13 protein-coding genes are annotated in these 17,860 nt (G+C 65.2%); 8 read left to right on the top strand and 5 right to left on the bottom strand.

Annotated elements, in window-relative coordinates:
• Window positions 1-64: 64 nt before the first annotated feature.
• From recF to dnaA, 3 genes are all read right to left on the bottom strand, one after another.
• On the bottom strand, window positions 65-1,159 hold the full coding sequence (recF, locus tag V3B30_RS19945) for a DNA replication/repair protein RecF (protein WP_262084116.1): 1,095 nt from the start codon (window positions 1,157-1,159) through the stop codon (window positions 65-67).
• Between the two features lie 992 nt (window positions 1,160-2,151).
• The gene (gene dnaN / locus V3B30_RS19940) at window positions 2,152-3,252 is read right to left on the bottom strand and encodes a DNA polymerase III subunit beta (protein ID WP_005411731.1); all 1,101 of its coding nucleotides are present in this window, start codon (window positions 3,250-3,252) and stop codon (window positions 2,152-2,154) included.
• A 276-nt stretch (window positions 3,253-3,528) separates the two neighbouring features.
• Window positions 3,529-4,860 (bottom strand): chromosomal replication initiator protein DnaA, encoded by a 1,332-nt coding sequence (gene dnaA, locus V3B30_RS19935; RefSeq protein WP_100475110.1) that lies wholly within the window; start codon window positions 4,858-4,860, stop codon window positions 3,529-3,531.
• A gap of 255 nt (window positions 4,861-5,115) precedes the next feature.
• Here dnaA and rpmH point away from each other — a divergent pair, with 255 nt between their 5' ends.
• The 6 genes from rpmH to V3B30_RS19905 all read left to right on the top strand — a co-directional run bounded on the left by rpmH (window position 5,116) and on the right by V3B30_RS19905 (window position 12,829).
• Window positions 5,116-5,256: a 50S ribosomal protein L34 gene (gene rpmH / locus V3B30_RS19930; RefSeq protein WP_005411729.1), complete on the top strand. Its 141-nt coding sequence runs from the start codon at window positions 5,116-5,118 to the stop codon at window positions 5,254-5,256.
• Window positions 5,257-5,261: 5 nt separating this feature from the next.
• Window positions 5,262-5,756 (top strand): ribonuclease P protein component, encoded by a 495-nt coding sequence (gene rnpA / locus V3B30_RS19925; protein WP_074725861.1) that lies wholly within the window; start codon window positions 5,262-5,264, stop codon window positions 5,754-5,756.
• Window positions 5,756-7,471 carry a membrane protein insertase YidC gene (gene yidC, locus V3B30_RS19920; RefSeq protein ID WP_262084117.1) on the top strand — a complete coding sequence of 572 codons (1,716 nt, stop codon included), beginning with the start codon at window positions 5,756-5,758 and terminating at the stop codon, window positions 7,469-7,471. The genes rnpA and yidC overlap by 1 nt, the downstream gene beginning before the upstream one ends.
• A 115-nt stretch (window positions 7,472-7,586) precedes the next feature.
• The gene (locus tag V3B30_RS19915) at window positions 7,587-10,259 is read left to right on the top strand and encodes a polysaccharide deacetylase family protein (protein WP_262084118.1); all 2,673 of its coding nucleotides are present in this window, start codon (window positions 7,587-7,589) and stop codon (window positions 10,257-10,259) included.
• 3 nt (window positions 10,260-10,262) lie between these two features.
• The gene (gene mnmE / locus V3B30_RS19910) at window positions 10,263-11,612 is read left to right on the top strand and encodes a tRNA uridine-5-carboxymethylaminomethyl(34) synthesis GTPase MnmE (RefSeq protein ID WP_262084119.1); all 1,350 of its coding nucleotides are present in this window, start codon (window positions 10,263-10,265) and stop codon (window positions 11,610-11,612) included.
• A gap of 101 nt (window positions 11,613-11,713) precedes the next feature.
• Window positions 11,714-12,829 (top strand): glycerophosphodiester phosphodiesterase, encoded by a 1,116-nt coding sequence (locus V3B30_RS19905; RefSeq protein ID WP_262084120.1) that lies wholly within the window; start codon window positions 11,714-11,716, stop codon window positions 12,827-12,829.
• Window positions 12,830-12,920: 91 nt separating this feature from the next.
• Here the strand turns inward: V3B30_RS19905 and V3B30_RS19900 are convergent, their stop codons facing one another.
• Together V3B30_RS19900 and V3B30_RS19895 are read right to left on the bottom strand one after the other, a co-directional pair.
• Window positions 12,921-13,691: a rhomboid family intramembrane serine protease gene (locus V3B30_RS19900; RefSeq protein WP_100475115.1), complete on the bottom strand. Its 771-nt coding sequence runs from the start codon at window positions 13,689-13,691 to the stop codon at window positions 12,921-12,923.
• Between the two features lie 107 nt (window positions 13,692-13,798).
• Window positions 13,799-14,761 (bottom strand): TerC family protein, encoded by a 963-nt coding sequence (locus V3B30_RS19895; protein ID WP_005421228.1) that lies wholly within the window; start codon window positions 14,759-14,761, stop codon window positions 13,799-13,801.
• 384 nt (window positions 14,762-15,145) lie between these two features.
• On the opposite strand from V3B30_RS19895, the gene V3B30_RS19890 reads away from it, so the two are divergent.
• Both V3B30_RS19890 and V3B30_RS19885 read left to right on the top strand, forming a co-directional pair.
• Complete coding sequence (locus tag V3B30_RS19890) at window positions 15,146-16,315, top strand: class I SAM-dependent rRNA methyltransferase (protein WP_100475116.1); 1,170 nt, start codon at window positions 15,146-15,148, stop codon at window positions 16,313-16,315.
• A 218-nt stretch (window positions 16,316-16,533) separates the two neighbouring features.
• A complete protein-coding gene (locus V3B30_RS19885) occupies window positions 16,534-17,775 on the top strand; it encodes a dipeptidase (protein WP_262084121.1) in 1,242 nt (413 codons plus the stop codon).
• Window positions 17,776-17,860 lie beyond the last annotated feature (85 nt).

The following is a 17,860-nucleotide window of genomic DNA, read 5'->3' as shown; positions in this document are numbered from 1 at the left end:
CCGAGAATGAAAGGATTCCAACCCGAATTATACCAGCCGGGGTCGAGCGGCCCTGGTGTGCCCACTATGGCACAGCCACGATCTGTGCATGTTCCACGTGGAACCGGGCGATGTGGGTCAGTTCTTCCAATGCTGCCGGTGTTTCGGTGGCGGTGACGAAGATCTGTGCCGGTCCGTTGAGCAGGCGCTCCAGAACCCGCGCCTGATGGGTGCGATCCAGCTCGGAGGACAGATCGTCCAACGCGATCACCGGCCATTCGCCGCGCTGTTCTGCGTAGTCCTCGGCCTGTGCCAGCAGACAGGCCAATGCCGTCAGCTTGGCTTGGCCGCGGGACAGCGCATCGCGCCCAGGAATACTTTGGAAATCCACGCTCCAGTCCGCCCGGTGCGGGCCGACCGAGGTATACCCGGCCTGCCGATCACGCTCCCGGGCTAGAAGCAGGGCATCGGCCAGGGGAAGCTCGTGCCGACGCCAACCTGGGCTGAGTTCCAGTGCCTGGATCCCAAGTTGCGGGGCCAAGCTGCCAGCCAGGGAGACGGTACGCTGCTGCAGGCGCTCCAGGTAGTGCTGGCGACGGCTGGTCAGGGGTTCTCCAGCCTCGGCCAGTTCGTGATCCCAGGTATCCAGCATCCGCGACGAGCCACCTTGCTTGAGCAGGGCATTTCGCTGTTTCAGTGCACGCGAGTAGCGGCGCCAGAGCGACAGAAAGTCCGGTTCCACGTGGAACAAGCCCCAATCGAGGAAGCGGCGGCGGGGTTCACCACCACCACTGACCAACGCATGGCTGCCGGGTTCGAACGTTACTACCGCCAGCGCTGCGCACAGATTGCCGAGCTGAGCCACGTCTTCGCCGTCCAATCGACCCTTCCAGTCCTGGCCGCTGTGGCGCAAGCCGGCCTTTCGGCGGTGCGGCGGGTGATTGGCACGCTGTTCCTCCCATTCCACGAAGATTTCCAGAGCTTCCTGGCCCTGTCGCACCAACCCATCGCGAACCCGACCACGGAAGCTGCGCCCATAGGCCATCAGATGCAGGGCCTCGAGCACACTGGTTTTGCCGGCACCGTTGTCGCCGGTCAGCAGGTTCAATCCCGGCTGGGGCAACAGATCCACCGCACTGAAGCGACGCAGTTGATGCAAGGCGAGGCGGCGGATAAGCATGGGGCGCGAAAGACCATCCGCACAAGGCGGTAGAGGGGCAGGGAATCCATCAGCTTACTGCATCGGTCAAGCCAGCCGTGCCGCGCCAGACATCGCCACTGTGCTGAAGCCTCCGCCTAGCAACACTACGCGTGTTCCACGTGGTGGCGCTCCCTCACCTGGGATCTCCTGGCTCTGGATACGCCCGGGAATCCTTGAATTCTGAGCGGCGGCGCAGGGTACTGGCCCTCAGACTTCAGCGATTTCAGCCTCATTCCGCGAGCATCGCCAGGTGCCCGACGGGTGGTTTGCGCGAACACCGCGCAGATTTCTTGAAATCTACGATGCGATGCCCTGGAGGGTTCCACAGATTTCAAAGAATTCGAGCCCGCCGTTTCACGCTGTCCACAGCAGGTCTGTATGACTTATACACAAGGTATGGGCAAACTGTGGATAAAAAAGCCCTTTTGCCCGACCTGCGAATCTATCCACAGGTTCCACCCCAGCCTGAGGGGCCTCTATACAGGGGGTTTCAGGTGCATAAATCTCTGAAAAATCAATCAGATAATGCATTTCTCCACGAAATCTGTGCCTACCATCACCACCATGCTTTAGATTTATACCCAGATTTAGAAGCTAGGCTGACCCCGATCCGGCCCCAACCAGGCCTGTGGACAGTGATGTCCGCAGATGAAGCAATCACCGCGATGCGCACGTGATCCGCTTCATCCATCGGACCAGATCAGGGCACATGCGATCAGCCTGAAAATCCCGGGAACTGCATTCTCGATCCAAGGCGGCTGGACAGCGGCCAGGCCAGGAACGGGGTTCCAGTCGCTCAGTACCAATTACATCGGAAGGGCAGCCAGGATCAATTGGCAACCAGCGATCTCAAGGAAGGCATTCACCCATACCTGGAGATCCGGCCATCGCGATGCTCCACGTGGAACCTGCAAAAAAAACGCCCGGGAAATCCCGGGCGTCGTTCGGTTCCACGTGGAACAGCACCGCGGTCAGAGACGCAGCGGCATCACCACATGGCGCGACTTTTCGCTGCTGGATTCACGCACCAGCGCAGAGGAGTTGGAGTCGCGCAGCTGGATGATGACTTCCTCATCGCGCAGGGCGGAGAGAGCATCCAGCAGGTAGTTCACGTTGAAGCCGATGGCGAGATCGCTGACCGTGGTATCGGCTTCGATCTCTTCCTGGGCTTCTTCCTGTTCCGGGTTGTGTGCGCTGATCTTCAGGTTGCCCGGCGAGACTTCCACGCGGATACCCCGGTACTTCTCGTTGGACAGGATCGCGGCGCGTTGCAGCGAGGCACGCAGTGCTTCGCGGTCAACCTTCACTTCGCGGTCGGCGCCGATCGGAATCACTGCTTCATAGTCGGGGAAGCGGCCATCGATCAGCTTCGAGGTGAAGGTGACATCGTCGCGCTTGACGCGCACATGGCTACGGCCGACTTCCAGCTCGATCTCGCGATCGCCGCTTTCCAGCAGGCGCTGCAGTTCGGTCACGCCCTTGCGCGGCACGATGATCTGGCGCTTGGAACCGCTGGGCTTGGCCAGGTCGGTTTCACACAGCGCCAGGCGGTGGCCGTCGGTGGCGACGGTCCGCAGGGCATCACCGCGCAGATCGAACAGCAGGCCGTTGAGGTAGTAGCGCACGTCCTGCTGGGCCATCGCGAACGCGGTGCGCTCGATCAGCTCCTTCAGGGTTGCTTCGCCGATGGCTACACGCTCGGTAGCTTCCACTTCGTCCACCGACGGGAAGTCGTTGGAGGGCAGCGTCGCCAGGGTGAAGCGGCTGCGGCCGGCCTGCACGGTGATCTTGTCACCGGTCTGCGAGACGGTGATCCGGCTGCCGTCGGGCAGGGCGCGGATGATCTCGAACAGCTTGCGGGCGGGAATGGTGGTTTCGCCGTCCTGGGCATCTTCAACCGCGATCCGCGACACCATCTCCACTTCCAGGTCGGTGCCGGTCAGCGACAGCTGGCCGTTCTGCACCTGGACCAGGAAATTGGCCAGAACCGGAAGGGTCTGGCGGCGTTCGACCACGTTGACGACCTGTGCCAACGGCTTGAGAAAGGCTTCGCGCTGCAGTGTGAAACGCATGTGGTTCCGTGCCCCTATGCTTTAAAAAAATGTGGAATAAATCAAAAGCTTGGTGGTGCTGGTAGAGACAGAATCGCTGGAAAACAACGCTAAGTCTTTGTAAATAAAAGAGTTTCATCCATCGAAACCCTCTGTATTACCGACCCCCAGGGGGTGGGGAAAGCTGTGGATAAATTCTGCGCGATTTCAAACGCCATTTTTATCCACAACGTGTCCCGCGCTTGCTACCGGATTCTGCACCGTTTTGTGCGATGACGCCTCATCGGCATCCGTGCATCATTCGCTCAGCTTCCGGATCAGCTTGTCCCAGTCCTCGCGGAGCTTGCCGTCGGTTTCCATCAGGGTCCGGATCTGGCGGCAGGCATGCAGCACCGTGGTGTGATCGCGACCGGCAAAGGCATCGCCGATCTCGGGCAGGCTGTGCTCGGTCAGTTCCTTGGTCAGGGCCATGGCGACCTGGCGCGGGCGAGCCAGCGAGCGGGTCCGACGCTTCGACAGCAGATCCTTGATCTGCAGGCCGTAGTAGTCGGCAACGGTTTTCTGGATGTTGGGAATGCTGATCGCCTGCTGCTGGGCGCGCAGCAGGTCGCGCAGGGTTTCCTGGGCGAATTCAGTGGTGATCGCGCGGCCGGTGAAATTGGCGCGGGCGGTCAGGGTATTGAGCGCACCTTCGAGGTCGCGCACGTTGGAGCGCATCTTCTTGGCGATCAGGAACGCAACATCATCGGGAATCTCGGCACCGCGTTCGCGTGCCTTGGCCAGCACGATCGCGGCGCGGGTCTCGAAGTCCGGCGGTTCGATCGCGACCGACAGGCCCCAGGCAAGCCGCGATTTCAGGCGCGCTTCGAGCCCCTCGACTTCGCGCGGATAGCGGTCGCAGGTCAGGATGATCTGCTGCTTCCCATCGAACAACGCGTTGAAGGTGTGGAAAAACTCTTCCTGGGTGCGGTCCTTGCCGGCGAAGAACTGGATGTCATCGATCAGCAGCGCATCCACCTGCTGGAACTGGCGCTTGAACTGATCCATGGTCTTTTCCTGCAGGGCCCGGATCATCGCGCTGAAGAACTGTTCCGAACGCAGGTACAACACCTTCGCGCCTGGATTGGCCTGGCGCATGGCGTTGCCGGCGGCGAACATCAGGTGGGTCTTGCCCAGGCCGGTGCCTCCGTACAGCAACAGCGGGTTGTGCGCGCGGTCGCCCGGCTTCTGTGCTGCCTGGAAGGCGGCGGCCAGGCCCAGCTGGTTGCTGCGGCCTTCGACGAAGTTGGCGAACGTGTAGTGATTGTCCAGATTGCCGGCGAAGGGCACCTGCGGTTCGCTGGAAGCCTGCGCCGACGGCGTGGAAACCGGCGCGTTCTGCGCCTCCACGGGGCGCGGGCGCGAGCCGATTTCAAGAAAAACGTCGCTGAAACCAGCGAAATGCGCCAGCAGTTCGCGGATCCGGGCCAGGTACAGTTCGCGTACCTGATCGACGATGAAGGCATTCGGTGCATACAGCACCAGGCTGTCCACGCGCAGATCGGCCTGCAGCGGCTTCAACCAGGTATGAACGTCTTCCGGCGGGAACTCCGCTTCGAGGCGCTCGAGACTACGGGACCAGGCATCCATCAGCAATAATCGTCCGGTGGCCGGGGCATGGACGCGACAAGGCGCCCAAACACAGGCCGGAAAGGGGGGAAATGGATGGCTCAGACTACCACCGAGCGCCCGCCTTCGGAATGCTTGTCCCCTACTTATTCACAAAAACATCCACAGCTATTGCACAGCCCAGTGAATTCGCGTAGCTGCCAGGGGTTGACGCGGGGTAGGGTACCTCTCTAGAATTTCCGGTTCTTTCCGTCCCATTCATACGAGAGGCCCCCAATGGCCACGAAGCGCACCTACCAGCCCAGCAACCTCAAGCGTAAGCGCGACCACGGCTTCCGTGCCCGTATGAAGACCGCTGACGGCCGCAAGATCCTGTCGCGTCGCCGCGCCAAGGGCCGCAAAGTCCTGAGCGCCTGATTGCCATGCCGCACCTCGCGGCAGACGCAATCCCTTCGACAGTGAATACTGCAGACCCGCGCAAGCGATTTCCTCGCTCTGCGCGGGTTCGCACGCGTGCCGAATACTCAACGGTCTTCAACGGCGCCCGCCGTGTGTCCGATCCGCTGATGACCCTGCACTGGCTGCCGGCTGACCGGCCGGCCAGGCTGGGTCTGGCTGTTTCCCGCAAGGTTGACCCGAACGCCGTTGGGCGTAACCGGATCAAGCGCGTCCTGCGCGACATCCTGCGTCAGACACGTACCGAAATCCAGCCAGGCGACTTCGTCGTCGTGGCCCGTAGTGCTGCGCGTTCCGCCAGCAACGACGAGATCCGCCAGGCCTTCCTGCGCCTGCTGCGTCGCCTGCGTGCATTGCCCGCGCCGGGCGTGGACGGCACAATGCCGCCGCCTGATGGCATCGCAACTCCTTCTTTGACCGAGCCGGCATCGCGTCCCGGCCCCGCCGAGCCTGTCCGCTGATGAACCAGACCCGCGTATTCCTCATTTTTGCCTGGCTGATGGTGGCCGTGCTGCTGTGGATGGAGTGGAGCCGTGAAAAGGCTGCTCCGACCCCGGCACCGACGACCACGTCGGCCCCGGCTGCTGCACAGAGTGTTCCGGGCGCTGCCCCGGGCAGCATCCCCAGCGCCCAGGTGCCGGGTGCCCCGGGCCAGGCCACGGGGCAGGCCCAGGCCAGCGCCACTCCGGCCAGCCAGCGCGTGACCGTCACCACCGACGTGCTGCGCCTGGTACTGGACGGCGGCCGCGTGCTCGATGCCGAGCTGCTGCAGTTCCCGCAGACCAAGGACGAAGGCAGCCCGCCGGTCCGCCTGCTGACCGAAGACCCCGCGCATCCGTACAGCGCGATCAGTGGCTGGGCCAGTGAGGACAAGAACACCCCGGTGCCCGGCGCTGACGGCTTCAAGCTGGTCGGTGACACCCGCGACTTCGTGCTGGCCAAGGGCCAGAACGAACTGCAGATCCCGTTCGTATGGACCGCCGACAACGGCGTGACCATCAAGCGCACCCTGACCGTCTCGCGCAACGAGTACGCCGTGCGCTTCAAGGATGAAGTCAGCAACACCGGCACCGCGCCGTGGAACGGCTACGTCTACCGCACCCTGGACCGCACCCCGACCATCCTGTCGCGGAGCATGACCAACCCGGATTCCTTCAGCTTCAACGGTGCCACCTGGTACGACAACGACAAGAAGTACCAGCGTCGTGCGTTCAAGGACTACCTGGAAGATGGCACGCTGAACCAGAACATCACCGGTGGCTGGCTGGCGATGCTGCAGCACCACTTCTTCACCGCCTGGATTCCGCAGAAGGACCAGACCGCGCACTACGTGCTGTCGCAGGTGGCCGGTCGTGACCTGATCGAAGCGCGTGGCCCGGCCTTCACCGTGGCCCCAGGCCAGTCCACCAGCACCGAGGCCCGCCTGTGGGTCGGCCCGAAGCTGGTCAACCTGATTGCCAAGGAAGACGTGCCGGGCCTGGACCGCGTGGTCGACTACAGCCGCTTCTCGATGATGGCGGTGATCGGCCAGGGCCTGTTCTGGGTGCTGAACCAGGTGCACAAGCTGGTCGGCAACTGGGGCTGGGCGATCGTCGGCCTGGTGGTACTGCTGAAGCTGGTGCTGTACCCGCTGTCGGCGACCCAGTACAAGAGCGGCGCCAAGATGCGTCGCTTCCAGCCGCGCATCGCGCAGCTGAAGGAGCGCTATGGCGATGACCGCCAGAAGTTCCAGACCGCGATGATGGAGTTGTACAAGAAGGAAAAGATCAATCCGATGGGCGGCTGCCTGCCGATCCTCATCCAGATGCCGATCTTCTTCGCCCTGTACTGGGTGCTCGTGGAATCGGTCGAACTGCGCCAGGCGCCCTGGTTCGGCTGGATTCAGGACCTGACCGCCCGTGACCCGTACTTCATCCTGCCGGTGATCAACGTGGCGGTGATGTGGTTCACCCAGAAGCTGACCCCGGCACCGGGCATGGACCCGATGCAGCAGAAGATGATGCAGTTCATGCCGCTGGTGTTCGGCGTCATGATGGCCTTCATGCCGTCCGGCCTGGTCCTGTACTGGGTGGTCAACGGCGGCCTGGGCCTGCTGCAGCAGTGGTGGATGACCAAGCGCCACGGTGGCGAACCGGTCCCGGCCACCAGCGCGCCGGCCCCGGTCAAAAAGAAGTAATCGGCAGAGCCGGCCGCTGGCCGGCTGACCTCAGCGAAAGCCCGCCGCAAGGCGGGCTTTTCGCATGCGGCGTTAGAATCGCCGGCACACCGATCCTCCCATCTTCGAGTCCGCCATGCCGCGTGCGCCGTCGTTCCGCCTGTTCCTGCCCTCGCTGTTGTTGACCCTGGTCGCTGCCGGGTGTGGCGACAAGGATGCGAAGGCGCCGGCGACCACCGTCACCCAACCGAGCGCGCAGGCTGCGGCGGCCGCCGATCCGGCCGCTGCACCGATGCTGGCCGCGCTGCAGAAGCAGCTCGACGGCTACCGCCGGATCATCGTGCTGCTGGCCGACGAGGAACAGCAGTCTGCGGCCGACCGCGGCACCTCAACGCGTGTGGGCCAGCAGCTGTTCCATGATGGCCTGGAACAGCGCACAGCGATCGCCGTACAGTTCGACACCCTGCTGCGCGGTTCCAGTCCGGAGCGCTTCGCCACCCTCGGCACCGTGCTGGACTACATCGAGTCCGCGCCGGAACTGTTCGATGCCGATCGCCTGGCCTTCCGCGAAGTGCTGCGTGATCTGCATGAGCGGGTCGGCACCGATTCATCGCTGCCGGCCGTGAAGCTGCACCAGCGCATCGGTGAGGACCTGGAGGCGCTCGACGAGATCGAGCGCAACTACAACCAGGAACTGACCCGCATCTTCAGCCGCTTCGAGCGCACCCGTGCCATCGAACTGAAGCGCGAGAAGTGGGACGACTACATCGCCCACCTGCACAAGGACTACAGCCGCGAAGCGATCCTGCGCGACTATGGCGTGATCGAGCCGTACCCGATGTCGATGAAGGACAGCGACCGCGAGATCTTCGGCCGCGACCTGCCGGCCAAGACCGTGGTGCTGACCTTCGACGATGGCCCGCACAAGGCCTACACCGATGAAGTGGTGGCCATCCTCAAGCGCTACGACGTGCCGGGCGTGTTCTTCGAAGTGGGCCGCAACCTGGGCAAGGTCGAGGCCGATGGCAAGGTCAACCTTGGCCCGATGGCCAAGATCAGCCGCAACCTGATGGAAGAGGGCTATGCGGTGGGCAACCACAGCCTGACCCATGCCCAGTTGTCGCGCACCACCGGTGACGCGCTGCGCCAGCAGGTGCTGGACACCGACATGCTGCTGAAGGACGTCGACAGCAAGCGTGCGCCGCTGTTCCGCTTCCCGTATGGCGCGCGCAATGCCGAAGGCCTGCAGCTGCTCAACGAAGCCGGACTGAAGTCGATCATGTGGAACATCGACTCGATGGACTGGGCCGACCCGGTGCCGGAATCGATCGTGCAGCGCGTGCTCGACCAGGTGAACAAGGAACAGCGCGGCATCATCCTGTTCCACGACATCCACGACCGTGCGGTGAAGGCGCTGCCGCAGATCCTCGATCGCCTGATCGCTGATGGCTACCAGTTCGCCGGCTGGAACGGTCGCGACTTCACCGTCGCCCGTGCGCGCAAGGGCGATACCGGTGCCGCCACCGTTACCACCGGCTACGAGAAGTCCTGGGCGATCGTGGTCGGCATCGACAACTACGCCAAGTGGCCGAAGCTGGAGTACGCCAGCCACGACGCGCAGGCGGTGGCCGATACCCTGACCGGGCAGTTCGGCTTCCCGTCCTCGCAGGTGATCGTGCTGAAGAACGAGCAGGCCACCCGCAACAACATCCTGGCCGCCTTCCACGACCGCCTGGCCGATGACCGTACCGGCAAGAACGACCGCGTGTTCGTGTTCTTCGCCGGCCATGGCGCGACCCGCCAGCTCGCCTCCGGGCGCGACCTCGGCTACATCATTCCCGTCGATTCGGATCCGAAGGAATTCGCCACCGACGCGATCGCGATGACCGACATCCAGAACATCGCCGAGAGCATGCAGGCCAAGCACGTGATGTTCGTGATGGACGCCTGCTACAGCGGACTGGGCCTGACCCGTGGTGGCCCGTCTTCGTCCTCGTTCCTGCGCGAGAACGCGCGTCGCAGCGCGCGGCAGATGCTGACCGCCGGTGGTGCCGACCAGCAGGTGGCTGATGCCGGCCCGAACGGCCACTCGGTGTTCACCTGGGTGCTGCTGCAGGCGCTGGCCGGCAAGGGTGACCTCAACGGCGACGGCCTGATCACCGGTACCGAGCTGGCCGCCTACGTGGCGCCGGCGGTGTCGGCGGTCTCGCACCAGACCCCGGCCTTCGGCAGCCTGCCGGGTTCGCAGGGCGGCGAGTTCGTGTTCCAGGTGCCGGACAGCCAGGAATTCCTCAACGCCGATACGCGCCAGCTGACCGCCGATGCGATCGCGCTGAACAACAAGGTGGATGCGGCCAGCGAGGCCAAGGGCAGCCAGGCACCGGTGACCGTGGCCGACCTGCAGGGTGGCAAGGCCAAGCTGGTGGTGCCCACCGCCGGCCCGGCATCCGACCGCCAGCGCGCGCAGCAGGCCAACGACCGTGGCCTGCAGCTGTACCGCGAGAAGCAGTACGACGAGGCGGCCGCGCAGTTCACCGAGGCGTTGAAGCTGCGCCCGGACTTCGCCCAGGCCGCGAACAACCTCGGTTTCGTCTACTACCGCCAGCAGCGCTATGCCGAAGCCGCGCGCTGGCTGGAGAACACGTTGAAAATCGATCCGTCGCGTGCGGTGGCCTATCTCAACCTGGGCGATGCCTACTTCAACGCCGGCGACAAGGCCAAGGCGAAGCAGGCCTATACCACCTACCTGGCGCTGCAGCCGCAGGGCAGCGGTGCCGCGCAGGCACGCGTGCAGCTGGAGAAACTCTGAGCCATGAACGATGCGATCCGCACCGACACCATCGTGGCCATCGCCAGTGCCCCCGGCGCCGGGGGTGTTGGTCTGCTGCGCCTGTCCGGCCCGCGTGCTGCGGCGATCGCCAATGCGCTGGGCGCGCCCGCGCTGCGGCCGCGCCATGCGCACTATGCGCGGCTGCGTGATGCCGATGGCGAGGTCATCGACGATGGCATCGTGCTGTGGTTCCCGGCACCGAACAGCTTCACCGGCGAGGAAGTGGTGGAACTGCAGGGCCACGGCAGCCCGGTGCTGCTGCAGCAACTGGTGGCACGCTGCATCGCGCTCGGTGCGCGCCAGGCGCGGCCGGGGGAGTTCAGCGAACGCGCGTTCCTCAACGGCAAGCTGGACCTGGCCCAGGCCGAGGCCATCGCCGACCTGATCGCCGCGGGCGACAACCGTGCCGCGCGCGCTGCACGCCGTTCGCTGGATGGCGTGTTCTCGCGCCGCATCGACGCTGTGGTCGAGCAGCTGGTGCTGCTGCGGATCCATGTGGAAGCGGCCATCGACTTCGCCGACGAACCGCTGGATACCCTCGGTGGCGCGCAGGTGCGGCGTGGCCTGGAACAGGCGCGCAGCGACTTGGGCCTGCTGCGCCGCGACGCCGAACGCGGCCGTCGCCTGCGCGATGGCCTGCACGCGGTGCTGATCGGCCCGCCGAATGCCGGCAAGAGCTCATTGCTCAATGCACTGGCCGGCAGCGAACGCGCCATCGTTACCGACATCGCCGGCACCACCCGCGACACGCTGCGCGAGACCATCCGCCTGGATGGCCTGGAGCTGACCCTGGTCGACACCGCCGGCCTGCGCGACGGCGGCGACGCCATCGAACGCGAAGGCATGCGCCGCGCCCATGTGGAGATCGAGCGTACCGACCTGGCGCTGATCGTGCTGGATGCGCGCGATCCGGCTGCGGGTGAAGCCGCACTGGGCGATGCCGTGGCGGCGGTGCCGCACAAGGTCTACATCCACAACAAGTCGGACCTGCTGGATGCGTTGCCGGCGCTGGACGATCCGGACCGCGTGTTCGTTTCGGCCGCCACCGGCGCCGGGCTCGAAGATCTGCACGCGCGCCTGCGTTCGATCGCATCGGCCGGGGCAGGGGAGCAGGTGGACGGCGAGTTCTCCGCGCGCACACGGCATGTGGACGCAATCGAGCGGGCGCAGGAACACGCGCAACGCGCCGATGCCGAACTGGCACACGAACACCTGGAACTGGCTGCCGAGGAACTGCGGCTGGCGCACGATGCGCTGGGTGAGATCACCGGACAGATGAGTGCCGATGACTTGCTGGGAAGGATCTTCTCCAGCTTCTGCATCGGGAAGTAAGCCGGGGTCGGAGCCCCTGCGGGGATCCGACCCCAGGTCCCCCACCTGTCACATTGCCGCCTCATACTGACGCCCATCACATACCGCTTGGGGAAGTCGCAGTGAAGTCGTGGGGTTGTGCGTTGCTGTTGTCGCTGGCCGTGGCACCATCGGTGGCCATGAGTGCTGAATCCTCCACCCCGGCCGCGCACAAGGTGTCGGTCTACGGCCATCGCGGGGCAAGCGCACTGCTGCCCGAGCACACCCTGGCCTCGTATGCGCAGGCCATCGCCGATGGCGCCGACTATATCGAGCCGGACCTGGTGATGACCAAGGACGGGGTGATGGTGGCCCGCCACGAGAACGAGATCGGCGGCACCACCGACGTTGCCTCGCATCCGGAGTTCGCCAGCCGCCGCACCAGCAAGGTCATCGATGGACAGAAGATCGATGGCTGGTTCACCGAAGACTTCACCCTGGCCGAGCTGAAGACCCTGTATGCGCGCGAGCGCCTGCCGGAGCTGCGCAGCACCGCCTATGACGGGCAGTTCCGCATCGCCAGCCTGGACGAGATCCTGGTCTTCCTGGTGCAGCAGGCCGGGCGCGCCAACCGCGGCATCGGCCTGGTGCCGGAAATCAAGCACCCGACCTACTTCCAGTCCATCGGCCTGCCGATGGAGGACAAGCTGCTGGCCGCGCTGCGCGGCAACGCCTATACCAACGTCGGCCCGGTCACCATCCAGTCGTTCGAGACCGCCAACCTGCGCTACCTGCGCGGCAAGCTTGGGCGGGGCAGCAACATCCGCCTGCTGCAGCTGCTGTGGAAGGGCGATACACAGCCGGCCGACATCGCCAAGTCCGGTGGCACGCTGACCTATGCGCAGATGATGACCCCGGCCGGGTTGAAGGACATCGCCGGCTACGCCGATGGCATCGGCCCCGAGCTGCGCTCGATCATTCCGCTGGATGCCAAGGGCGCGCTGGGCACGCCGACCTCGCTGGTACGCGATGCGCACGCCGCCGGCCTGATGGTGATTCCGTACACCTTCCGCCCGGAGAACCACTTCCAGCCCAGCAACCTGCGCAATGGCGCTGACAACACGCGCAATGCCGAAGGCTCGATTGCCGAGATACGCGCCTACCTTGCAACGGGCATCGATGCCTTCTTCACCGATGATCCTGCGCTCGGCCGGCAGGCGGTGGACGGGATGGGCACGGCGGGGAACGCGGCGAACTGACCTCGTTCGGTCGCCGAATGCCGTGCGGTAGTGGCCAACCTTGGTTGGCCCCATGGGAACAGCGCCGACCAAGGTCGGCATCTACCACGCCTCAGCCGCGCGGCTCGTCCGGGCGGCGGAACGGGATCACTACGTAGTCCTGGCCCTCGCGCGGCTGCCACAGCACCGGCACGCGCTGCGGTGACGGCGGCTCCAGCTCGTCGTCGGCCAGCGGCTCGGCCTCGTCTTCTTCGTCTTCCCAGCTGTAGCGCTGGCGCGGCGGCAGAGGATCGGCGTTGCGGAACAGCAGCGCGGCGATGATGCCGGCGAAGGCGCCGCCCATGTGCGACTGCCAGGACACGCCATCGGCGTGCGGCAGGATGGTCATCAGCATGCCGCCGTAGAACAGCATGCCGATCAGGCCGGTGGCGATCGCCGCGCGGTCGCGGCGCAGCAGGCCGAGGCTGGCCAGCAGGAACATCAGGCCATGGGTCACGCCACTGGCGCCCAGGTGCACGCTGCCCGGATTGCCCAGCATCCATGCGCCGAGGCCTGAACCCAGCCACAGCAGGGGCAGGGCGCGCACGGTAGCTTTCGGATACACGCTGCCGGCGAGGGTGCCAAGGATCAGGATGGCGATGCTGTTGGCGGCGATGTGCTCGACCGAGGCATGCAGCATCGGGCCGCCGACCAGGCCGAGCAGGCCCTTCGCTTCCAGCGGCGCGACCGCCCACGGTCGCCAGTCGAACGTGCCCTGCAGGGCGAACACGGCCACCAGCACCAGCACGGCGGCCAGGCTGGCATTGAACGCCCGCAGGATGCGCGAGCGGTCATTGCGGGGGGCCGGCACATCGCCGGCGGGCAGGGGCGCGTTGTTGTCCATACCTCAGCAATGGCGGTGGCTGGCGCGAAACCAAGGCCATCGCGGCGGGAGAGTGCAGTGCGGCCGGCGGGACAATCCCACCGGCCGCGCCATACAGCCGGTCAGGCTCAAGCCTGGCCTTCGCCTTCCTTCGGCGGGTACTTCAGGCTCAGCACCACGGTGGCGGCGATGATCACCGCGACCACGCCCAGCGAGACCGGGGTCGGGATCTTGAACAGGTCGATGATCATCATCTTGATGCCGATGAAGGCCAGCACCAGCGCCAGGCCGTACGGCAGCAGGTGGAAGCGGTCGGCCATGCCGGCCAGCAGGAAGAACATCGCACGCAGGCCCAGCACCGCGAACACGTTGGAGGTGAGCACGATGAACGGGTCGGTGGTGATAGCGAAGATTGCCGGGATGCTGTCCACGGCAAAGATCACGTCGGTGACCGCGATCAGGATCAGCACTGCGAACAGCGGGGTGAACCAGCGCACGCCATCGCGCTTCACGCTCAGCGCGTTGCCGGCGTAGTCCGGCAGCAGGCGCAGGTGCTTGCGCATCCAGCGCAGGGCCGGGTTGGTCTCCAGGTCCGGTTCCTGGCCGGCGGCGAACCACATCTTCCAGCCGGTGAACAGCAGGAAGGCACCGAACACGTAGAGCAGCCAATGGAACTGGCTGATCAGCACGCTGCCGGCGAAGATCATGATCGTACGCAGCACGATCGCGCCCAGGATGCCGATGATCAGCACCTTCTGGCGCTGCTCCTCCGGCACCGCGAAGTAGCTCATGATCATCAGGAAGACAAAGATGTTGTCGACCGCCAGCGCCTTCTCGACCAGGTAGCCGGTCAGGAACTCGAGGCCGACCTTGTTGGCCACGACCTGGCCGGCAGTCTCATTCAGGTAGTACCAGAGGCCGGCGTTGAACAGCAGGGCCAGCGCCACCCAGCCGATCGACCACCACAGGGCCTCCTTGAAGGTGACCTTGTGCGGCCCACCATGGCGCATCAACACGAGGTCGACCAGCAGGGCGATGACCACCACCGCTGCGAAGCCGCCCCACAACCACACGTTACCGATCGTCTGCATTGGGAATGTCCGTTGGAAAGATGAATGCCAGGCCGGACGGCGAGGATCTGCAACGGAGGATCGGGAGGGGATCCAGGGACAGAGCTTCGCCGGTACGGCGAAGGTCTCGCTCGCAGTTCCAGTCGGCTGGAACTGCCGTTGCACCGGAGCCTGCGGGCTCGAAATGACGGCGACAACGTCTGGGAGCTACTCCCCTTCTGGCGCAGATTCTGCGGCCTGGCCGGGCTGCCGTCAAATGGCAGGTGGCCGGGGCCGGATCCCCTGCGGGGCTCCGCGCGCCCTCCCGCGCTGCCGCTCTGGTAGATGCCAACCTTGGTTGGCATACCGGCCGGGGTCAGAGCCCCTGCGGGGATCTGATCCCGGCGCCCGGTTTACAATAGGTGGATGAATACCCCCCTTCCCATTGTCCGCCTCAAGAATGCGTGGCGCTCCAGCCACCCGTGGATCTTCCAGAAACTGGTCGAGAAGCCGACCGTCCGGCCCAAGCCCGGTTCCATCGTCGACGTGGTCGGCATCGATGGCGAGTTCATTGGCCGCGGGTTCTATAACGGGCATTCGCGCATTGCCGTGCGCATCCTTGAGACTGACCAGAACGTGCCGGTGGACGCCGGCTGGTTCTCGCGCAAGATCGCCCAGGCGGTGTCGCTGCGCCGTGAGGTGCTGAAGCTCGATGCGGTGTCCGACGCCTGGCGCGTGGTGCACAGCGAAGGCGATGGCCTGTCCGGCCTGGTGGTCGACCGCTACGGCGACCTGGTGGTGGTCGAGTTCTTCGCCGCCGGCATGTTCCGCCACCGCGAGTGGATCTACGACGCCCTGCGCGAGCAGTTCCCGGGCTGCCGCTTCCACAGCTTCGCCGACGAGCACGTGCAGAAGCAGGAAAGCTTCGACTTCCACGGCAACACCACCACTGAAGCGTCGGTGATCACCGAGTACGGCATCAAGTTCCGTGCCGACCCGGCCGGTGCGCACAAGACCGGCTTCTTCGCCGACCAGCGCGAGAACCGCCAGTGGTTGAGCCAGCAGGTGGAAGGCAAGAGCGTGCTGGACCTGTGCTGCAACACCGGCGGTTTCGCCGTGTATGCGGCGGCGCGTGGCGCCTCGGAAGTGGTCGGCATCGACATCGATGAAGACGTCATCCAGATTGCCAAGGGCAATTCGCGCCTGAACAACGTGCGCCCGAAGTTCGTCCAGTCCGACATCTTCCCGTGGCTGCGCGATGCGGCCAACCGTGGCGAGCAGTACGACGTGGTGATCCTGGACCCGGCGAAGATGACCCGCGACCGCGACCAGGTGATCACTGCGCTGAAGAAGTACCTGGACATGAACAAGCTGGCGCTGGGCGTGGTGAAGCCGGGCGGCCTGTTCGCCACGTTCTCCTGCACCGGCCTGGTGGCCGAGGACCAGTTCCTCGACATGCTGCGTCGTGCGGCGTACTTCTCCGGCCGGACGATCCAGATCCTGAAGGTAGCCGGCGCCGGCCCGGACCATCCGTTCATGGCCCACGTGCAGGAATCGCGTTACCTGAAGGCCGTGTTCTGCCGCGTGGTCGACTGACCCTGTAGCTCTAAAGCCGAGCCGCGCCACCTGATCAATGGGGCGCCATTCTTACGGGCGCATCGCAATGCGCGGGAAGCTGGGCACCGGGCAGTGAACATGATTCACGCCCGGCGGATCTGCGTGGAAGCCTCGCGATTCGCCGGGCGCGGCCCGGCGCTACCCAATGCGTGGCCGCAGCGCTATGGTCGGGCTCTTCCCAATGCCGGTGAGAGCCCATGCCTTCGTTGCGTCGCCTGTCCGTCGTGCTTGCCCTGGCGCTGTGCGCGCCGCTGTCCGCCCACGCCATCGAGTTCAGCGCGCAGGAGCTGGCCCGTGCCAAGGCGCTGCAGCAGCGCCTGGTCACCCTCGACAGCCATCTGGATACACCGGCCAACTTCGGTCGCAGCGGTTTCGACATCGAACAGCGCCACGACCGCAATGCGCTTTCGCAGGTGGACTACCCACGCATGGTCGAAGGCGCGCTGGACGGTGGCTTCTGGGCGATCTACACCGACCAGGGCGACCGCAGCGCAGCGGCCCACCAGGCCGAGCGTGACCACGGCCTGCAGCGATTGATGGAAATCCGCGAGATGCTGGCGGCCAATCCCGAGCGCTTCGCGCTGGCGCTGACCGCCGACGATGCGGCGCGGATCAAGGCTGCCGGCAAGCGCGTGGTCTACATCAGCATGGAAAACGCCAGCCCGCTGGTAGCCGATCCCAGCCTGCTGTCGTTCTATCACCGCGCCGGCCTGCGCCTGCTCAGCACCGTGCACTTCGCCAACAACGAGTTTGCCGATTCGGCCACCGATCCCAAGGGCGCCGAGTGGAAGGGGCTGAGCCCGGCGGGCAAGGAACTGGTGCGGCAGGCGGTGAAGCTGGGCATCGTGATCGACCAGTCGCATGCATCGGACGCGGTGTTCGACGATCTGCTGGCGATGATGCCGGTGCCGTTCGTGTTGTCGCACAGCTCGGCCAAAGCGGTCTACGACCACCCTCGCAATCTCGACGATGCGCGCCTGCGCACGCTGGCCAAGGCCGGTGGCGTGATCCAGGTGAACGCCTATGGCGGCTACCTGATCGACACCGCGAAGACGCCCGAGCGCAAACAGGCGGAGGAAGCGCTGAGCAAGCAGCTGGGTGGCTGGGAGGGCATGGGCATCGAACAGGGCGTTGCCCTGCTGAAGGCCGAGCAGGCGCTGGACCACGAGCATCCGGTGCGGCATGCCAGCCTGGACGACTTCTTCGCCCACTTCGAGCACATCCTCAAGGTGGTCGGCCCCGAACACGTGGGCATCGGCCTGGACTGGGATGGTGGTGGTGGCTTGACTGACCTGCCCGATGTCAGCCAGCTGCCGAAGATTACCGCCTGGCTGCTGCGCAAGGGCTATACCGAGAAGCAGATTGCCGCCATCTGGGGCGGCAACCTGCTGCGGGTGATGCGCCAGGCGCAGGATTACGCAGCAAAACAGGGCGGGTGAAACGCCTTGCGGTAGTGGGGGGGGGCGGGGGGGGGGGCCGGGGGGGGGCCTGGTATGCGGACGAAGAGGGGGGGCGGGGGGGGAG

This window comes from Stenotrophomonas sp. SMYL41, assembly GCF_036319965.1.
Lineage (GTDB): Bacteria > Pseudomonadota > Gammaproteobacteria > Xanthomonadales > Xanthomonadaceae > Stenotrophomonas > Stenotrophomonas maltophilia_R.
Note: the sequence above shows the minus strand (reverse complement) of the source record. Positions and strands in the feature narration are given on the sequence as shown.

What these genes read in the sequence shown, in the direction of transcription:
- recF (WP_262084116.1), bottom strand. Translation starts at nt 1,159, where the DNA reads ATGCTTATCCGCCGCCTCGCCTTGCATCAACTGCGTCGCTTCAGTGCG.
- dnaN (WP_005411731.1), bottom strand. Translation starts at nt 3,252, where the DNA reads ATGCGTTTCACACTGCAGCGCGAAGCCTTTCTCAAGCCGTTGGCACAG.
- dnaA (WP_100475110.1), bottom strand. Translation starts at nt 4,860, where the DNA reads ATGGATGCCTGGTCCCGTAGTCTCGAGCGCCTCGAAGCGGAGTTCCCG.
- rpmH (WP_005411729.1), top strand. Translation starts at nt 5,116, where the DNA reads ATGGCCACGAAGCGCACCTACCAGCCCAGCAACCTCAAGCGTAAGCGC.
- rnpA (WP_074725861.1), top strand. Translation starts at nt 5,262, where the DNA reads ATGCCGCACCTCGCGGCAGACGCAATCCCTTCGACAGTGAATACTGCA.
- yidC (WP_262084117.1), top strand. Translation starts at nt 5,756, where the DNA reads ATGAACCAGACCCGCGTATTCCTCATTTTTGCCTGGCTGATGGTGGCC.
- V3B30_RS19915 (WP_262084118.1), top strand. Translation starts at nt 7,587, where the DNA reads ATGCCGCGTGCGCCGTCGTTCCGCCTGTTCCTGCCCTCGCTGTTGTTG.
- mnmE (WP_262084119.1), top strand. Translation starts at nt 10,263, where the DNA reads ATGAACGATGCGATCCGCACCGACACCATCGTGGCCATCGCCAGTGCC.
- V3B30_RS19900 (WP_100475115.1), bottom strand. Translation starts at nt 13,691, where the DNA reads ATGGACAACAACGCGCCCCTGCCCGCCGGCGATGTGCCGGCCCCCCGC.
- V3B30_RS19895 (WP_005421228.1), bottom strand. Translation starts at nt 14,761, where the DNA reads ATGCAGACGATCGGTAACGTGTGGTTGTGGGGCGGCTTCGCAGCGGTG.
- V3B30_RS19890 (WP_100475116.1), top strand. Translation starts at nt 15,146, where the DNA reads ATGAATACCCCCCTTCCCATTGTCCGCCTCAAGAATGCGTGGCGCTCC.
- V3B30_RS19885 (WP_262084121.1), top strand. Translation starts at nt 16,534, where the DNA reads ATGCCTTCGTTGCGTCGCCTGTCCGTCGTGCTTGCCCTGGCGCTGTGC.